Origin of the sequence: Rothia mucilaginosa (genome assembly GCF_964210535.1) — a bacterium.
Lineage (GTDB): Bacteria > Actinomycetota > Actinomycetes > Actinomycetales > Micrococcaceae > Rothia > Rothia mucilaginosa_F.
In genome coordinates, this window is record NZ_CAXOMR010000035.1 from 1 (window position 1) to 16293 (window position 16293).

At 61.0% G+C, this 16293-nt stretch carries 11 protein-coding genes; 7 read left to right on the plus strand and 4 right to left on the minus strand.

Features of this window, described 5'->3' with window-relative positions:
- Positions 1–213 precede the first annotated feature (213 nt).
- Entirely contained in the window at positions 214–1425 is a 1212-nt protein-coding gene (locus tag AB8C10_RS09015) for a cytochrome P450 (protein WP_368867528.1), read from the plus strand.
- A 204-nt stretch (positions 1426–1629) separates the two neighbouring features.
- On the opposite strand, the gene AB8C10_RS09020 is transcribed toward AB8C10_RS09015, so the two are convergent.
- Positions 1630–2526 carry a lytic transglycosylase domain-containing protein gene (locus tag AB8C10_RS09020; RefSeq protein WP_368867529.1) on the minus strand — a complete coding sequence of 299 codons (897 nt, stop codon included), beginning with the start codon at positions 2524–2526 and terminating at the stop codon, positions 1630–1632.
- Positions 2527–2745: 219 nt separating this feature from the next.
- Positions 2746–5646: a multicopper oxidase domain-containing protein gene (locus tag AB8C10_RS09025; RefSeq protein WP_368867530.1), complete on the minus strand. Its 2901-nt coding sequence runs from the start codon at positions 5644–5646 to the stop codon at positions 2746–2748.
- Between the two features lie 353 nt (positions 5647–5999).
- Here AB8C10_RS09025 and AB8C10_RS09030 point away from each other — a divergent pair, with 353 nt between their 5' ends.
- Both AB8C10_RS09030 and AB8C10_RS09035 read left to right on the plus strand, forming a co-directional pair.
- Positions 6000–7388, plus strand: a complete 1389-nt coding sequence (locus tag AB8C10_RS09030) for a glycosyltransferase 87 family protein (protein ID WP_368867531.1) — start codon at positions 6000–6002, stop codon at positions 7386–7388.
- 29 nt (positions 7389–7417) lie between these two features.
- Positions 7418–8953 carry a glycosyltransferase 87 family protein gene (locus AB8C10_RS09035; RefSeq protein WP_368867532.1) on the plus strand — a complete coding sequence of 512 codons (1536 nt, stop codon included), beginning with the start codon at positions 7418–7420 and terminating at the stop codon, positions 8951–8953.
- A gap of 131 nt (positions 8954–9084) precedes the next feature.
- On the opposite strand, the gene AB8C10_RS09040 is transcribed toward AB8C10_RS09035, so the two are convergent.
- Positions 9085–11193 carry a hypothetical protein gene (locus tag AB8C10_RS09040; RefSeq protein ID WP_368867533.1) on the minus strand — a complete coding sequence of 703 codons (2109 nt, stop codon included), beginning with the start codon at positions 11191–11193 and terminating at the stop codon, positions 9085–9087.
- A gap of 242 nt (positions 11194–11435) precedes the next feature.
- Here AB8C10_RS09040 and AB8C10_RS09045 point away from each other — a divergent pair, with 242 nt between their 5' ends.
- The 3 genes from AB8C10_RS09045 to AB8C10_RS09055 all read left to right on the plus strand — a co-directional run bounded on the left by AB8C10_RS09045 (position 11436) and on the right by AB8C10_RS09055 (position 14469).
- Positions 11436–12416 carry a lysostaphin resistance A-like protein gene (locus tag AB8C10_RS09045; protein ID WP_368867534.1) on the plus strand — a complete coding sequence of 327 codons (981 nt, stop codon included), beginning with the start codon at positions 11436–11438 and terminating at the stop codon, positions 12414–12416.
- 144 nt (positions 12417–12560) lie between these two features.
- A complete protein-coding gene (locus AB8C10_RS09050; protein WP_368867535.1) occupies positions 12561–13868 on the plus strand; it encodes a M18 family aminopeptidase in 1308 nt (435 codons plus the stop codon).
- A gap of 253 nt (positions 13869–14121) precedes the next feature.
- A complete protein-coding gene (locus tag AB8C10_RS09055; RefSeq protein WP_368867536.1) occupies positions 14122–14469 on the plus strand; it encodes a hypothetical protein in 348 nt (115 codons plus the stop codon).
- A 90-nt stretch (positions 14470–14559) separates the two neighbouring features.
- Here AB8C10_RS09055 and AB8C10_RS09060 read toward each other — a convergent pair whose 3' ends face one another.
- Entirely contained in the window at positions 14560–15306 is a 747-nt protein-coding gene (locus AB8C10_RS09060; RefSeq protein ID WP_368867537.1) for a hypothetical protein, read from the minus strand.
- Positions 15307–15598: 292 nt separating this feature from the next.
- On the opposite strand from AB8C10_RS09060, the gene AB8C10_RS09065 reads away from it, so the two are divergent.
- A complete protein-coding gene (locus AB8C10_RS09065; RefSeq protein WP_368867538.1) occupies positions 15599–16264 on the plus strand; it encodes a hypothetical protein in 666 nt (221 codons plus the stop codon).
- Positions 16265–16293 lie beyond the last annotated feature (29 nt).

Below are 16293 nucleotides of genomic sequence, written 5' to 3' on the forward strand. Positions count from 1 at the left end.
GCGTCTCGTGACCCGCCGCCCCTCGCCCCATCGCACTGTTCGTTGAATGAGAAGCAAGGAACCCCTACCCTGCGCCACCAATCCATAAGTGATACGGTCAAAGAACAAGTAATGGATTCACGTGCTGAAATGCACGCCCGACCCTGCCCCACACGCATCGCCCGGACGCCCGCATCCAGCACGCCACAACTCTATAACGAACACGGGTGAACAATGACTGAGAACGTACACAACGACTGGGACCTCCGAAGCGAAGAGGTCCAGAAGGACCAGGTAGCTGCCTACGACGCAATGCGCCGCCGTTGCCCCGTCGCCCACGACGAATTCATGGGCTACTCCGTCTTCAAAAACGCCGACGTACAGCACGTACTCGACCACCCCGAAATCTACTCCAACGTCGTCTCCACCCGCCACATCGCCGTCCCCAACGGCATGGACGCACCCGAACACACCACCTTCCGTGCCGTCAATGACAAGTACTTCACCCCCGAACGCCTCGAAAAGTTCGCACCCGTCATCCGCGACGCCGTGAAGGCCCTCATCGCAGAACTGCCCCGCGGCGAAGAAGTAGACGTCATGCAGGGCTTCGGTCAGGCATACGCAATGCGCGTGCAGAACGCCTTCATGGGCTGGCCCGCATGCCTCGAACAGCCCCTCACCGAATGGATCGAAAAGAACCGCGTCGCCACCCTGCGCCGCGACCGCGAAGAAATCGCTAAGGTCGCCCTCGAATTCGACGGCTACATCCGTCAGCTGCTCGACGAACGCCGCGACGCCGCCGCCGCCGGCAACCCCAAGGACGTCACCGCCGAACTGCTCACCGACACCGTGCAGCTGCCCGGCGAAGAACCCCGCACCATGACCGACGAAGAAATCGTCAGCCTCATCCGCAACTGGACCGTGGGTGAGCTGTCCACCGTCTCCGCAACCGTAGGCGTATTCGTCAACTTCCTGGCACGCAACCGCGCCGAGCAGGACCGCCTGCGCGCATCCCTCGCCGACGGCAACGCACTCGACGACCGCAGTGAAATCGCCCTCGCCGTCGAAGAAATCATGCGACTCGAAGACACCCTCGTCACCAACCGCCGCATCACCACCCAGGACACCGAACTCGGCGGCCGCACCCTGCCCGCCGGCTCCCGCGTGACCATCAACTGGGCAAGCGCCAACCGCGACGAGGACGCCTTCGAAGACGCCCTCACCTACAACCCGCACCGCGACCAGTCCCGCAACCTCGTGTACGGCGACGGCATCCACGTCTGCCCCGGCGCGCCCCTGGCACGCCTGGAACTGCGCATCCTGCTCGAGGAGCTACTGCGCGGCACCGAATCCATTGAGATCGCGGACGAGAGCGAGAAGCCCGCAACCGTGAACGCCGTGTACCCGGTCTCCGGCTACTCGGTCGTGCGCGCCATCTTCAACTAGGTGTTATCGGCATCGGCGGTGCCGCTCGAGTGGAATGAACCAGATGCCGTAGCATAACGCGAGAGGCGCCGAATCCCTTTGACGGGGTTCGGCGCCTCGCGCTGTTAAGAGTGAATAGGGGCTAGAATACACCGCCCGCTATAGACGTAACGAAATATTCTTTAATGGCTATATACGCTGGTCGGTTCTCTAAGTAAGCTGAATTTAGCGGCCGGAACTCGTCGCCGAAGGCTTCACCGAAGAACCCGCAGAACCGCTCGCAGACGGACGAGCCGAAGCACTAGCAGAAGCCGAAGCAGATGCCTCCGCCGCAGCCGACGCCGACTCCTCAGCCGACAGCGGCGTACCGTCCGCATGAACACCAGCCATTGCCGGAGTCACACCATTCACGAAGCTCAACTTCGCCTGCTTGAACTGGTACTCGGGGGAGCAGGTCAGCTTGTACTTCGAATTCGCCAGCTCGCGAATCGACTTCACATAATTCTGAGTCTCCTCATACGGGGGAACACCGCCGTACTTCTCCACAGAACCCGGACCCGCGTTATAACCGGCGAGAACCACATCCTGCAACTCATCCTCATTGGAGGCGTACTTTGCCAAACGAGTACGCAACTCAGCCAAGTAGCGTGCCTGCGCCGCAATCGCATCGTGCGGGTTCAGAACGTTACCGCCATTGCCGAAGCTGTAGTGGCCGCCGCTCCACGCATCATCAGTGAACTGTGCAATACCCTTAGCGCCCTGGTGGGACACAACGCCCACACGCCAGTGGCTCTCGGTCTCAATCTGCGCCGCCATCACGCCGGGACGGAACCCCGCCACCTTAGAGCCTTCCTCAAAATCGGAGCGGAGAGCCGCCGGAGCATACGATAGCTCCGTCATGCCGCAGTAGTCGTCATAGGTGGCTGCCAAACCGGCAACACCGCCACCCAAAAGAACCGCAGAGGCAATAATCTGCCAATGCGCGAGTGCCCCGGCGAGAAAGCGAAGCGGGAAAGCTTTACGCTGCCGAGGAGAAGTCTGTGCGTCCGCCGAAGCGGGGGTGTGGTTGTTGGCGCCCGTAGCGCTGCGCTCGGAAGAGGCGCTCGAAGTGCTATCTGCCATTCCTATAGACTAGCGCACCATGCCCGCTCCTGGCTAAGAAAAGTTCGCCCATGAGGCTAAAAGCATAGTTTGCCGCAACCTCCGTGAGGTTCTGCACGGGCACAGAAAGAGGGTGCAGAAAGACCCCGCCCGGCGCGTCCATTCACAGGATGCACCGGGCGGGGTCAACCTCTCGGCGGGCGGTAGAAGCGCCCTGTACGAGCTACCAGCTACCAGCTATTAGCGGTCGGTGACCACGATCTTGCCGGCGGCACCGCGTTCCATCTCCGAGAAGGAGTGATTCACGAACGTGTACGTGCCAGACTCCAGGAACTGCATCTCCACGAAGCCACCCTGCGCGGGCGCCAAATCGAGTGCCTGGCTGTGGCCGTCACGGCTACCGAACGCATCCGCGCCGCGGCGCATCAGGTAGCCGCCCTCCTTGTAGACCGTGTCGAACTGCGAACCGACCACGTGGAAGCTCGTGCCATGGTTCGGGCCCGCAGCCATCACCCAAATACGGATACGCTCGCCCTTCTTCACCTGAAGCGGCTTCGCCTTGTACTGGGTTGCGTGGCCGTTGAACATGGTCAGCGTGGGGGTGCCCGCCGCAATCAGCTCCGGCGAGTTCTCCGCCAGCTTGTTGCCGTCGGAGGCGGTCTTGCCGGTGTCGTGCAGGTACGCCTCGCCCTGAACCATCACGTACTCGTGGTCGACCGGGTCAAGGTCCGCCGGGTCAATGATGACCGCACCGTACATGCCCTGGGTCATGTGCAGGCTCAGCGGGGCGGTACCGCAGTGGTACAGCCAGATGCCGGCGGCCTTCGCCTCGAAACGGTAGACGAGACGCTCACCGGGGGCGATGGTCTTCATCGTGTTATCGGGGGAGACCATGCCCGCGTGGAAGTCCAGCGAGTGGCCCATCGTGCCGTTGTTGACGAGTGTAATTTCAAAAATGTCGCCGACCTTGCCGCGCAGAATCGGTGCCATGTTCTGCCCGTTGAACGTCCACATGTGGACGGTCACGCCGGGCGCTACCTCGCGGTCGACTTCCTGGACGTCCAGGGTGACCTTGCGGACGGTCTTGCCGTTCACCTGCTCGGCGGTGTTCGGCGCCGGGATGTTCGGGTCGCGGTACTTGTAGCCGCTGCCGGGCGCTGCGGACATATCAATCTTGCTGTTTGCAACGGTCATGAGGGTCGGGGTGCTACCCGACGCGGCGTGGTTGTGGGTGCCCGCAGAACCGTGGTTGTGGCCGCCCTGCGCCACCTGGTTTGCGGAGGCGCCGGTCGCCTTCACCTTGAACACCATGCCGAGGGAGCGGTGACCTGCCACGGAGCAGTAGGCTTCCTGGTCGGCGCTGATGATACCGGCGTCGACGGTTTTTGTTTCGCCGGGGTTGATGGTGCCGGTGGTTGCGCCGTTGTCGAAGGTCAGGTCGTGGGTCATGCCCTGGTCGTCGTTGGTGACCTCGACGACCAGGCGGTTACCGGCGGGGACCTCCACCTCGGCGGGGGTGAAGCGGTAGTTGCTGGTTGCCTTCACCTTGACGGTGGTAGTCTGGCCGGTCGCAGCTACGGAGCCCGCCGAAGAGAACGACGGCAGGTTCAGCGCGGACGGGTTCACCGCAAAGCCCAGCAGGAACGCCATAGCCACCGCGAGTGCCGCCTGGAAGCTCTGCTTGGCGTGCGGGACGGGTTCGGGGGTGAGCGCCTCCTGGTTGAAGACGGGCTTCTCGCCGCGGGCGCGTGCCGCCATCATTTCCTTGCGGGTGTTCACGGACGCCTTCACGCCGCGCACCATCAGCGGAATAAACGCGATGAGCGCCAAAGCACCCACGATAGCGACCGCCATCTTAATGGACTGACCGACCACGGAGCTGGGCATCATGAAGATAATGAGCGCCAGGTTTACGGCGGTTACGCGTGCCGCCGCGAAACGGCTGAACTCCTTGTTGGAGGCGCGCACCACCGCCGGGCCGCCGCCCATACGCTGAGGCAGCAGGTAGCTCATCGCGCCGAGCAGCAGCTGCAGCAGGAAGCCGACCACAAAGATGGGGGTGACGGCGCGCATGTCCAGCTGTGCGAACGGGGTGGTTGCCACCATGTACGCGGTCGCCGCTACACCAACAATCAGCCAGAGGAAGCCCATGCCGACGCTCATCGGCGGGTACTCGTTCGGGCGCTTGGTTTGCAGGGTACGCACCATCACCCAGGCGACAATCAGCAGGGCAACCAGGTAGACGACCAGGCCGGCTGCGGCGAGCGGACGCATCCCTAAAATCGCGCCGACAACGGTCAACGCTAAGCCACCGCACATCAGGTACAGGGCGCGCAGACTGTGGGTGAGCGCCTTATCCACCATCTTGGTGCGCAGCATGGTCGGCCAGAACGTCACCAGCGTACCCACCGCGGTAATACCGACGAAGCCGAGCACGTTCACTGCCTCGTGCGCGAGCAGGAACTGCGAATGCAGGGTGCCGGACAGGTTCGGGTAGGCAATCATGCCGCCAAACGCCGCACCGAGGGGCAGCAGCAGCGCCGCAACAATGTAGAAGCGAATGGTCACACCGAACCGCGACGGCAGAGCCTGACGCACCTGCTTCAGCAGGTAGATACCGTGCCAGGCGACCATCGAACCGACAATGAGGGCGCCCACCACCGTGGCGGCGTAGAGGCCGGGCACGCTCAGCTGACCGACCATGCCGATCATGAGCACGAGAATACCGGCGTTCAGAATGAAGATGCGGCGCACCTGGGTTCCGCGGTGCTCGTCAGGAATCTTGATTTTCATGAGCGCTTCGGTGAAGTGCTGCGACCAAATCAGAATCGAGTTCGTAATCAGGCCGAGGGTGACAATGTGCACCATCAGCCAGCCGCTATTCGGGATAAGCTTATGCAGCAGAAGTACGCCGACAAGGGTAAACATCCAGTGAGAGACCGGCTTGGAGGCGCGACGGTGCCACGTACCGCGACCGGATGCGCGGCGTGCAATCTCTTCGGGGGTGAGGTTCGCGCCGGGCACATCAGCGGGACGCATGCCAATGCTCAGGCCGGAGGAGCCGCCTCCGGAGACGTTCGCGCCTGCGGGCTTGCCGCTCGTGTTCTCGCCTTCGGGTGGGGTGCCGAGATGTTCACTCACGTGATCACTGCTTTCACTGCTGGTTGTTCGTGGACGTCGGTGTGCGGGGCACCGTCAGCCCCTGCGTTGGGGCGGGTGCCAATAAGCCCATTATATTGCCCGATTAGTACCAATTTTGAAGACATTACGTGCATATGAAGGCGGCTCATACCGTGATAGTTCTGCTTGCGCACCCGATTGCGTACCCGAGCGAATCTGCCCCTATGAATCTGCCCGAGCGAATCTGCTCCTGGGATTCTTCTCCCCGATGCATCCTTCACAGGTGCGCGCGATAAACTATTAGGATTCCAAAATCAGATGCCCGCCCACCCTAAGCGCGCATCCGCCGGCACCAAGGTAAGGACAAGCACCTCGTGACAAGGACTGATTCCACTACCCCCGTGTGGGGAAAAATCGCCATTGCGGCACTCATCCTCATCATTGGCGGTGGATACGTCGTCAAAATGCTCACCAACCCCTTCAGCGGTATGGACTTCTCCATCTACCGCCTGGGTGCGATGACCATTTTCGATAACGAGGGCTTCACCCAGGACCTGTACTCCCCGACCCTGAACGATCACGGCGTGATTAAGCCGCCGTTCACGTATCCGCCGTTTGCGGCGATGCTGTTCTTGCCGTTTGCGTTCCTGCCCCTAGAGGTCGGCAAGGTCATTATGGTGGTCGGTTCAGCTGTGGTGGCGTGGTGGCTTTCCACGATCATTTACAACTACGTGAATGCACGCGGCCGTGAACTGCCCCTGCAGCAGTATTTTGGTCGTGCCGGCACGATTGCGGTGCTGACTATTCTGGTGGTTTCGGCGGGCCCGTGGCAGCGCACCCTGGATTTGATTCAGATTAACCCGTTCATTACGGCGCTGATTCTTGCCGATTTTGTGCGCCCGGCAACCCGCGTGCCGCGCGGCGTGCTGATTGGTATTGCGGGCGGCGTGAAGTTGACCCCGCTCGTGTTTGGCCTGATTCTGCTGGTCCGCCGCGACTGGAAGGGTGTTGCGACCCTGGGTGCGACGTTCTTCGGCACCATTGCGCTGGGCTTCATTCTGATGCCTAAGGACGCGCCGGAATTCTGGTTCTCCGCGCTGACGAACCCCTCCCGTGTGGGCGGCCTGAACTTTGTAGATAACGTCTCGATTCAGGGATGGCTGCTGCACTTCGGCCTCTCCGAGAGCGCCGCGAAGCCCGTCTACTACGCCCTGGCGCTGGTCACGATTGTGCTGACCGCCGCGTTGCTGTACCAGTTGGAACGCCGCGGTGCCGCGCTGGCGCAGGTGGCGGTGACCGCCTCCCTAATGGTGGCGCTGTCGCCGATTAGCTGGTCGCACCACAACGTGCTGCTGCCCCTGCTGGCGTTCGTGTTCATTATGGATGCGTTCCCGACCTATTTTGCGGTTCAGCCTGCGTGGCTGCGGGTGACGGCGACCGTGCTCGCGGTGGTTGCGGTGCTGGGCCTGTACATTTCGCCGATTAAGATTGCGTCCTGGTTCCACGGTAGTACCGATGGTTTGGAACAGTTGGCTCCGGGTGCGTTGGCGGTGTCGGCTATCCCGGCGTTCTGCCTGTGGGTGACGATGACGCTCTGGTCTATTGCCGCGCTGACCGCGCCGGTGCGTGGCGCGAAGGTTGAGCCCGTGCAGTACGGCTCCGTGCGTAGCGACGCGCCGCTGGGCTGGTGGGGCGCTCGCGCCCTGGTCGCCGAGAGCGCCGAGTCTGTGCGTGCCACTGCATCTCGTGAGGCAACCGCGTGAGCCGCGAGAAGGAACTAGAAAAGACCCCTGTGAATACTGATAAGAACACCGCGAAGACCGAGGCGGCTGCGCCCAGGATTCCGTGGGCTTCGGCTTCTGTTGCTGAATTTGCGGCGGTTACGGAACCGGCTGTTGAGAGCGCTGAGCCCGTTGCGGAGCCCGGCGCATCCTCTGTAGCCACCGCGGAAAAAGCGGCAAAGGAAGCCGCCGCCGAAGAAACCGCTAAGGCACCCGAAAAGCTTGCTCGTCCCGGCTTCTTCGACCGCATCCCCGGCATGCGTAGCGGCGCTCTGTGGGCGCACCTGCTGTTCATCCTGGTTGCCCTCTATGCCTTCGACTACGTGACGCACGCGGCGGCTGACGACATTTACGTGTACCGCCTGGGCGCTGTATCCCTGGCGGATGGCCCGGACGGCTACCAGCTCTACGGCTTCCGCACGCGCGGCCTGCCGTTCACCTACCCGCCGTTTGCGGCGCTGCTCTTCTACCCGCTCGCGTTCCTCACCGAACCGCAGAGCATGCTACTGATTACCGCCATCATTTGCGTGCTCTGCTACTGGTGCGCGTACCTGCTGTACTCTTACGCGCGTAGCCGTTCGTGGCGTCTGCCGCTGCAGAAACACGTGGGTCATTGGGGTATGGTGTCGCTGATTGCGGCGCTGATTTGGATGTGCGGCCCGTGGCGTTTGACCACGCATTTCGGGCAGATTAACGCCATTATTCTGATGCTGATTCTTGCCGATTTTATACGCCCGGCAACCCGCGTTCCGCGCGGTGTGCTGCTGGGTATCGCGGCGGGTATTAAGCTGACCCCGCTCGCGTTCGGTCTGCTACTGCTCATGCGTAAGGACTGGAGGGGCATCGCGACCCTGGGCGCGAGCTTCGCCGCGACCGTGGGTATCGGCTTCCTGGTGATTCGTGAGGAGTCGTTCACGTTCTGGTTCCACGCGGTGCGTGACACTTCGCGTGTGGGCTGGTTCAGCTACTTCGATAATGTGTCGATTATGGGCACGCTGACCCACGCGGGCCTGCAGCATCATCTGACGGCGACCGCCCTGTCCGTGGTGCAGGTGGCGTTGACTCTGCTGATTGTGCTGGTCACCGCGGTTCTGCTGGTTCCGCTGATTCGTGCCCGCGCGCTCATGGCGCAGCTGGCGCTGACCGCGTTCATGATGCTGCAGATTTCGCCGATTAGCTGGTCGCACCACAACACCTGGTACCCGCTGATGCTCGCCGCCGTGGTTATGGAAATCTTCCCGCTCATGTACCAGCGGGTCAGCTCCTTCGTCTTCACGCTGGCTGTTATCTTGGCGACCGCGGCGCTGGTGGGTATGTACATTTCGCCGTTCTGGATTGTGCTGGCGCTCTCCCCGCACTTCAACGCGGATCAGATTCTGATGGTGCCCGAAGGCTCCCTGGGCCTGATGGCGGGCACCATGCCGTACCAGCTGATGTACCTGTTCATCCTCGTCACGTTCTTCGTGTACCTGGCGAATCGTCAGTTGGTGGAGCGTGCGGCACGCGCCGCAGGTGACGAACTGGCGGAGGCGAAGTACTCCCGTTAAGGCGGCGGTCGCCTCCAGCAGGGCGTAAACCCCGCCGGACATAACCGCTGAGCATAAAAGTATCCCCCGCACCCATCACGGGCGCGGGGGATACTTTTATACCCAGCCTGCTGACCTAGCCAGCCAAGCTACTAGTTAGTGCCGATGCTCCAGGTAATAGCGGAGTCGGTACGAACCTGCAGGTAGCTCTTGTTGCTCTGAACCCACTGTATGTTGCTCTTCACGGTCGGGATGGTCGAGGAGAAGAACGGGTCGTTCTTGGTCGCGTTCAGAACGGTGAAGCCGCGGGTGGTCGGGCCGCTGGTCTGGAACTCCATGGTTGCCTCGGTGCCTTCGTAGGTGAAAGCGTAGTAGTTCATGGTGCTCTGGAACTTCTCCCCCTTCTTGTAGTGGGGTGCGGAGTCTGCATCGTAGACGCGGATGGTCCACTCGCCCTTACCGGTCAGATCCAGCTTGCGGGTGGGGGTGGAGTGGCTGCTCGCGTCAATCCACGCGGTGCCCTTGATCTCCTTGCCGTCGCGGCTGGAGTCGAGAACGCTCACACCCGAGGTGAGGTTGCCCTTGTCGTCACGGCTGGTGATGAAGGCGTTGACCACACCCTCTGCGGGCTTGAACTCGTAGTAGATCAGGCCTGCGGACACATCGCCCTTGATCTTCTCAATGTCGATGGTGTCCTTGTTGTCGGCGACGGTCTTCTTGTATTCCTTGAACTCGCCCTCGGGCATCTTCGCTTCAGCAGCAGCAACGGGTGCTGCGGAAGAAGCGGAAGTACCTGCCGCCGCGCTCTCAGATGCGGGAGCGGAAGAAGCCTCAGAGGATGCTGCCGCGGAGGACGCCTCAGCGGAAGTAGCCGCCGCGCTCGATGCCGCCGCAGAATTGGAGGCGGGGTTCGAGTTACCGCGCGGAATCAGCATGACAATCGCCAGGATGATGACAATCAGCAGAGCCAACGCACCGCCGATAACACCCCACAGCTTGGTGCCGGAGAGCAGGCCCTTCTTCTCGGAGCCGTCCTCGCCATTGCCCTGGTTGCCGGGCTCGGTCATGTAGGGGTTGCTGAGCGCCACGGTTGCCTGGTCCTGATCAGACACCTGACCCTGGTAGGGCTGCTGAGCGTTGTACGGCTGACCCTGGTAGGGGTTGCCCTGGTACTGACCGCCCTGAGCGTTCTGACCCTGGAAACCCTGGTCCTGGTAGTTGCCACCCTGGAAGTTCTGGCCCTGGAAGCCTTCAGCCTGGGTCGGCTGGAAGCCGTTCGGTGCCTGACCCGCCGGGATGAACTGTGCGTTCTGGTCACCCTGCACGTTCTGACCGGGCTGTACGTTCTGGCCGGGCTGTTCCGAGAGGTTCACGGTGCGCTCGGACAGGTTGACGGTGCGCTCGGTCTCGGGGGTGTGGAACTCAACGAGCGGGGAGTTCTCGATGGTGTGGGGAGCCTCAGCTGCGGGAACCTCAGCGACCGGCTCGACTGCCGGCTCAGCGGCAGCGGGTGCCTCGGGGGCAACCTCGGCGACGGGCTCAACAACAACGGGTTCTGCAACCGGCTCGGATGCAACGGGCTCAGAGAGCGCGGGCTCAGCAACCGGTGCCTCAACAACGTGCGCCTCAACGGGCTGCTCAGTGGCAGCCTGCTCAGCAACGGGAGCCTCAACAGCGGGCTCTTCAGCCGCAGTTTCTTCAACGGAAGCCTGCGGGGTCAGAACCTGCTCGGGCAGAGCGGTACCTGCCAGCGGAACCTGAGTCAGGTGACGCATCGGCTTCGGCTCAGAGGATTCCTCAGCAGACTCAGCCTGGGACGCCTCAACGTGGGATGCCTCAGCTACGGGTGCTGCAGCCTCCGGAACCTCGACGATCTGCTCACCTTCGAGCTCAGCGGCGAGCTGCTCCAGGTCAACGTCCTCAACGGTCAGCGGTGCCGCAACCTCGGCGGGCTGCTCAGCCTCAACAGCGGGCTCAGCCGCGGGTGCCTCAACAACGTGCGCCTCAGCGGACTGCTCGGAAGCAACCGGCTCAGCGACTACGGGCTCAGCGGGAGCTGCCTCAGCGACGGGCTCCTCGGGAATCAGCGGCTCAATGGTAGCCTCTTCAACCTGAATGGGTTCGGGCTCGGGCTCTTCGACCCACAGCTGCCAACCTTCAGGAACGGGACCCCACGCGGGGTCGGGGCGCCACGTAGGAGTGGGGGCCCATCCGGCAGGAGGAGCGGGCCAGTTGGGCGGCGGATTGAAGACGAGTGCCATAAGAAAGTAGCCTTTCTGGTGCTGAAAAAACACCCCGGAAGAGCGGTCATCAGCGACTATGTATATGAGCGTATTATCGCTTCAAATTATGGCATAGGTTCAGAAAATGAACCCCGTGAATGGTGGGTTTTTAGCCTTATTCACGGCTTTTTCAATGGTTTTGAAACAATCCGTATCAATCAGCACTTGAAGGTTTCAGTATGCCCGGTCACCATCGAGCCCGCGAAGGCTAGGATTAAAGAATGAACACGACACCGCCTCCCGCACCCCCGCAGGTAGCCGCCGGAACCCCCGCTGCTCCTGCGCCTGTTGCAGGTCTTGCCTACCACCGTCTCTCTCACGCCGACCCGAAATCCCGCTGGTTCTCACCCCTGCTGGAAGGTCTGCTCGGCGTCGCCGTATTTATTGGCCTTAACCTGCTGATTTCAGTTGCCTTAGCTGTGACGATTATGGGTTCGGGACTTTCCCTCCATGATGTAGCGACGAACCGCTCCGTCATTATGGAACACCCGGCGCTGTTCGCTCTGACCTTCCTCTCCCTCATCGCGATTGTGCCTTCGCTCTTTATTGCGCGCTTGATTGTGGGCCCGAAGCCCTGGGGTCTGATTCATTCGGTGGCGGGCCGTCTGCGCCGTTCACTGTTGCTTCCATACCTGGGTTTGAGCTTCGCTGTCTACGGCATCTACTACGCCGTGATGCTGGCGTTGAGCGGTGAGAGCCTGCCCGAATACCGCTATTTTCAACCTCCACAGGTTGAATTTTGGGTTTATGTGGCGATGATGTTGCTCCTGGTGCCCGTGCAGTGCTACGCCGAGGAGCTCGCCTACCGTGGCTTCATGATGCAGATGCTGGGCCGTTGGCTCCGCACCCCCTGGCTGCCGATTGTGCTGCCCGCCGTGCTGTTCATGCTCTCCCACGCCTACGACCCCTGGGGGCAGAGCACGATTCTCGCGATGGGTATTTACGCGGGTTTCCTCTGCTGGTACACCGGCGGTCTGGAAGCCTCCATCAGCCTGCACGTGGCAAATAACGTGATCCTGATGCTGCTGTCCATGGTGGCTGGTCTGGATCCGTTCGCCTCCGAGGGCGTGACCCCCGTGGATGCGCTGCAGGGCATCGCGCTGGAAGGTGTGTACGTGGTGCTCGCCTGCCTGATCTTCAACGCGCGCGCTCGCCGCGGTGAGGTTTCACGTGAAACACAACCGCTCAAGGTTGATAAATAGTCTATTTGGCGGGTTGCTCTACCCCAGCTACCCCAGCCCGCCCACCCCGCTCCATGCGAGCCTCACCAGGGCTATTACTCCACGCCGCGTGGATTATCGGCCCCGGTCACCCCGTCAACACCCAAGAAAAGGTAGGGTTAAACCATGACTGTTGATGCTGTAAAAAATATTGAAGACCTCGCCGCATTCGTGGCGGAGTCGCCGGTCTCTTACCTCGCCGCGCGCACGGTAGCGCGCCGCCTGCAAGCAGCGGGCTTCACCGAGCTTGTAGAGACCGAAGCATGGGACCCGCAGATCGCAACCGGCCGCCACTTCGTCGTCCGCGACGGCGCGATTATCGCCTGGGCTGGCGGCGCGAAGGCGCAGAAGGCAAGCGGCTACCGCGTGCTGGGTGCGCACACCGACTCGCCCTCCCTGAAGGTCAAGCCCTCCTCCTCCATCACCACGAAGGGCTGGCACCAGATTGCCGTTGAGAACTACGGTGGTGCACTGCTGAACTCCTTCCTGGACCGCGAGCTGTGCGTGGCGGGCCGCCTCACCGTCCTTGAGGGCGGTGAGCTGAAGGACCGCCTGGTGCGCACCGGTCCGATTGCGCGCATCCCGCAGTTGGCACCGCACCTGGATCACAAGCGCAACGAACTGGTGTTGGACAAGCAGTTCAACATATACCCCGTGTGGGGTGTGGACCCGGCGGAGAACGACGTGCTCGGCTATATGGCGAAGCATGTGATTGACGGCGAGCCGGTCGACCCGGAAAGCATTGTGGGTTACGACCTGCTGTTTGCTGATTCGCAGCCGCCGCGCCGCTTCGGTGCGGATCAGGAGCTATTCTCTTCCGGCCGCCTGGATAACCTGTCTTCGGTGCACGCGGGTTTGACCGCCCTGGAACGTTACGTTGCCGATAACGCGGACGAGCACGCCACCGAGACTGTGATGCTTGCGGCGTTTGACCATGAGGAGCTTGGTTCGGAGTCGCGTAGTGGTGCGGCTGGCCCGTTCCTGGAGGATATTCTGGTGCGCCTGTCCGCTGCGCGCGGTGAGAGCACGGAGGAGTACCGCCGTTCGGTGGCGGCGTCGTTCTGCCTGTCGGCTGATGCCGGTCACCTGGTGCACCCGAACTATCAGGGTCACCACGACCCGACCGTGCAGCCGCTGCCCGGTGGTGGTCCGCTGCTGAAGATTAACGCAAACCAGCGTTATGCGACGGATTCGGTGGGTGCTGGCGTGTTTGCTGCGGCGTGTGCAAAGGCTGGTGTTCCGTATCAGGAGTTCGTGTCGAATAACAATATGCCGTGCGGTTCGACGATTGGCCCGATTACGGCGACTCGCCTGGGTATGCGCACCGTGGATGTGGGTATTGGTTTGCTGTCGATGCATTCGATGCGCGAGATGTGCCATGTGGACGATATGGCGTACATGACGCGCGCGGTGGAAGGCTTCTTCCGCCTCTAAATTGAATCCCGCTGAGGTATGAACAGCTGGGGAGTGGGCGCCGGGAACGTAAGGTTCCCGGCGCCCTCATTTTTAATGAATTTTTCGGGGGTGTTTACCTCTTGAATAGGGTCTATGCGTGCTGTAAAGTAACCCACAATACGTTATACACGTGTTGCACACTACTTGTTTTTGAGAAGTTTTCACCAATGATGGTGCGCCATCAGCTCGTCACCGGCGTAGCGAGCGAACCCCAACATGAAAGGTGGTTCCCATGTTCTTCGATATTTCTCTGATTCCGCTGGCGGTTTTGATTATTGTGGGTCAGCTGAAAAAAGCACCACCAAGGTTGCTAAACAACCCTGGCTATCAGAAGGAGAGGGAGCAGGTGCGAAAGCACCGGCGCATCCTGGATATGCTCAGCCTGAGTTTTGCTCTTGCCCTGATGATTATTCAGTGGGGTGGACCCCTGACGACGCTTGCCTTTCGGGCGTGCGTTATTTGGGGGGTTCCCAGCCAGCTGTATAGGCTCTGGCAGAAGTTCAATGTGCCGCGTGGGGTACTCTTCGCGTGTGCTGTAGCCCTGATCGTTATTGAGTTTGGGTTGGCGTTACTGCCCTAACCTGAGCCGTATAACAGTTGTGGCGGTGACCGAACAACGGTCACGCCACAACTATTTTTAAGATGAGACAGGAGATGAGACAGGTTTGGATTAGACAGGGTTGTCGGGGCTGGGCAGGGTTACCGCCTCAGGCCAGCGAGTATCTTTAGCGGCCGCACGGTTCGCGTCGCTCTTCTGCTTCACATCGGCTGGCGCCTGCTGCGCCCACAACTCAAAAGCAACAATGTAGTTCTCGGGGTAGTTTGCCGCGAGCAGCTCCTGTCGGGTCGGGAAGTACTCCTTACCCTCTCGAATATCGACGTAGTTGCTTGCCTTATAGGGGTCTGCGCTCTGGATGTCAGTGCGCGGGCCGGAGGCTACCTTTCCGCTTGCCACGTTATTGTCATCGATAGCGCGTACCCATGCTGCGGCGTAGGCGTGATCGGCCTTGTTCTTCTCGTACAGTGCCAGGCACTCGGCTCCTGCTGATTCAGCTTCGGCGCGGGTGGGGAAGTTCGCCTGGTTGCGCACAACATGCCGTGCGGAGACGTAGGAGGGCAGTGCAGTGCCACGGTCGGCGCTGATGGCTTCCTGCTGCTTGAGGGTTTCAGCTTTCGCGGCTTCGTCAGGTTTAAGGCAGGGGGTGGAGGTCTTCTTCGCCGTGGAAGAGGAAGCGGACCCGGTGGATGCCGTTGCTGACGGGGAGGAAGTCACAGTCGTGTTCGAGGGTGCGGGAGTGTTTGATGCCGTGCTGGTGGAGCTACCGCAGGCGGCAAGAAACAGGGGAAGAATCGCCAGCGCGGCACTGCGTCGTAGACCGCTGGAACGGAACGAAAGAAAAACAGGGGTGTGGGTCATGAGACCACCTCGCAAGAGGGATGGAACGATATATTGCGTCTCAGTATATGTTGGATGGTGTAGCGTGTGGGGTGTTTTGCAAATACCCATAAGGAATGGAAAAAATTTCAGCAAACCATCTAGAGTATTCAATTGTTGTTAGCGGGTTATCGCTTGTCAGGCGTGTTTAGTGGGGAAGAAAAGGCAATATTGGTTTTACTGAAAAAGACACATATTTTCATTGACCATATATCAAATTTGTAGGTATAGTGGGGCACAATACCTTACTACACCCACGTTATGAGGTGGCCCCATGGCTCTCACCCCGAAGACCTTCTCCGACCGCCGCAGTATTGTACGATGCGGTACCGTCGCGGTTGTCCTGCCCCTGTTCCTCGCCGCCTGCGGTGGTGCGAACACCGCGGCAAGCAGCACCTCCTCACCCTCCACGGCGAGCGCCTCAGCAACGGCAAGTACCACGCCCACCGTCAGCTGCTCCTCATACTCCGCCGAAGCTATCGCCTCAGCAGAAGCCACCAAGCCCGTCCCGCGCACCGATGAACAATACCCCGCGTACATTCAATACCGGAACATCCTCGCAGACGGCGCCCACATCATTGAGCCCAGTGAAATCGACAGCAAGTGCCACGCCGCACTCAAAGCAGGGCGGAGCACCTTCCCCGAATACGTTCAAAACATCGATGCCTATAACGCCCACCCCAGCGTCGGACTCTCCGACCCCTTCGCCGGTAGCGAGTACCGAGACATCAAGAACCGCAACGAATTCATCCCCCACCGCGCCGACCTGGAAGAAGCCGCCTACCCTGAGATGATCATTCGTCTCTACGAAAAGTGGTACGAGGCAGCCCCCGCAGACATCAAGACGCTCAGCGACGCGAACCGTGCACGATTCCTCGCCACGAGCGCCTACCAGCAGTGGAAGGCCCAGCCTCAAACGCCCAGTAGCTCCCGCGCATAAACCCACTCACGCATAAACCCATGCAAAAA

Bases quoted from the DNA above. Each gene is read 5' to 3' on its own strand.
- AB8C10_RS09020 (WP_368867529.1), bottom strand. From the start codon at position 2,526: ATGGCAGATAGCACTTCGAGCGCCTCTTCCGAGCGCAGCGCTACGGGC.
- AB8C10_RS09040 (WP_368867533.1), bottom strand. From the start codon at position 11,193: ATGGCACTCGTCTTCAATCCGCCGCCCAACTGGCCCGCTCCTCCTGCC.
- AB8C10_RS09050 (WP_368867535.1), top strand. From the start codon at position 12,561: ATGACTGTTGATGCTGTAAAAAATATTGAAGACCTCGCCGCATTCGTG.
- AB8C10_RS09060 (WP_368867537.1), bottom strand. From the start codon at position 15,306: ATGACCCACACCCCTGTTTTTCTTTCGTTCCGTTCCAGCGGTCTACGA.
- AB8C10_RS09055 (WP_368867536.1), top strand. From the start codon at position 14,122: ATGTTCTTCGATATTTCTCTGATTCCGCTGGCGGTTTTGATTATTGTG.
- AB8C10_RS09015 (WP_368867528.1), top strand. From the start codon at position 214: ATGACTGAGAACGTACACAACGACTGGGACCTCCGAAGCGAAGAGGTC.
- AB8C10_RS09045 (WP_368867534.1), top strand. From the start codon at position 11,436: ATGAACACGACACCGCCTCCCGCACCCCCGCAGGTAGCCGCCGGAACC.
- AB8C10_RS09065 (WP_368867538.1), top strand. From the start codon at position 15,599: ATGGCTCTCACCCCGAAGACCTTCTCCGACCGCCGCAGTATTGTACGA.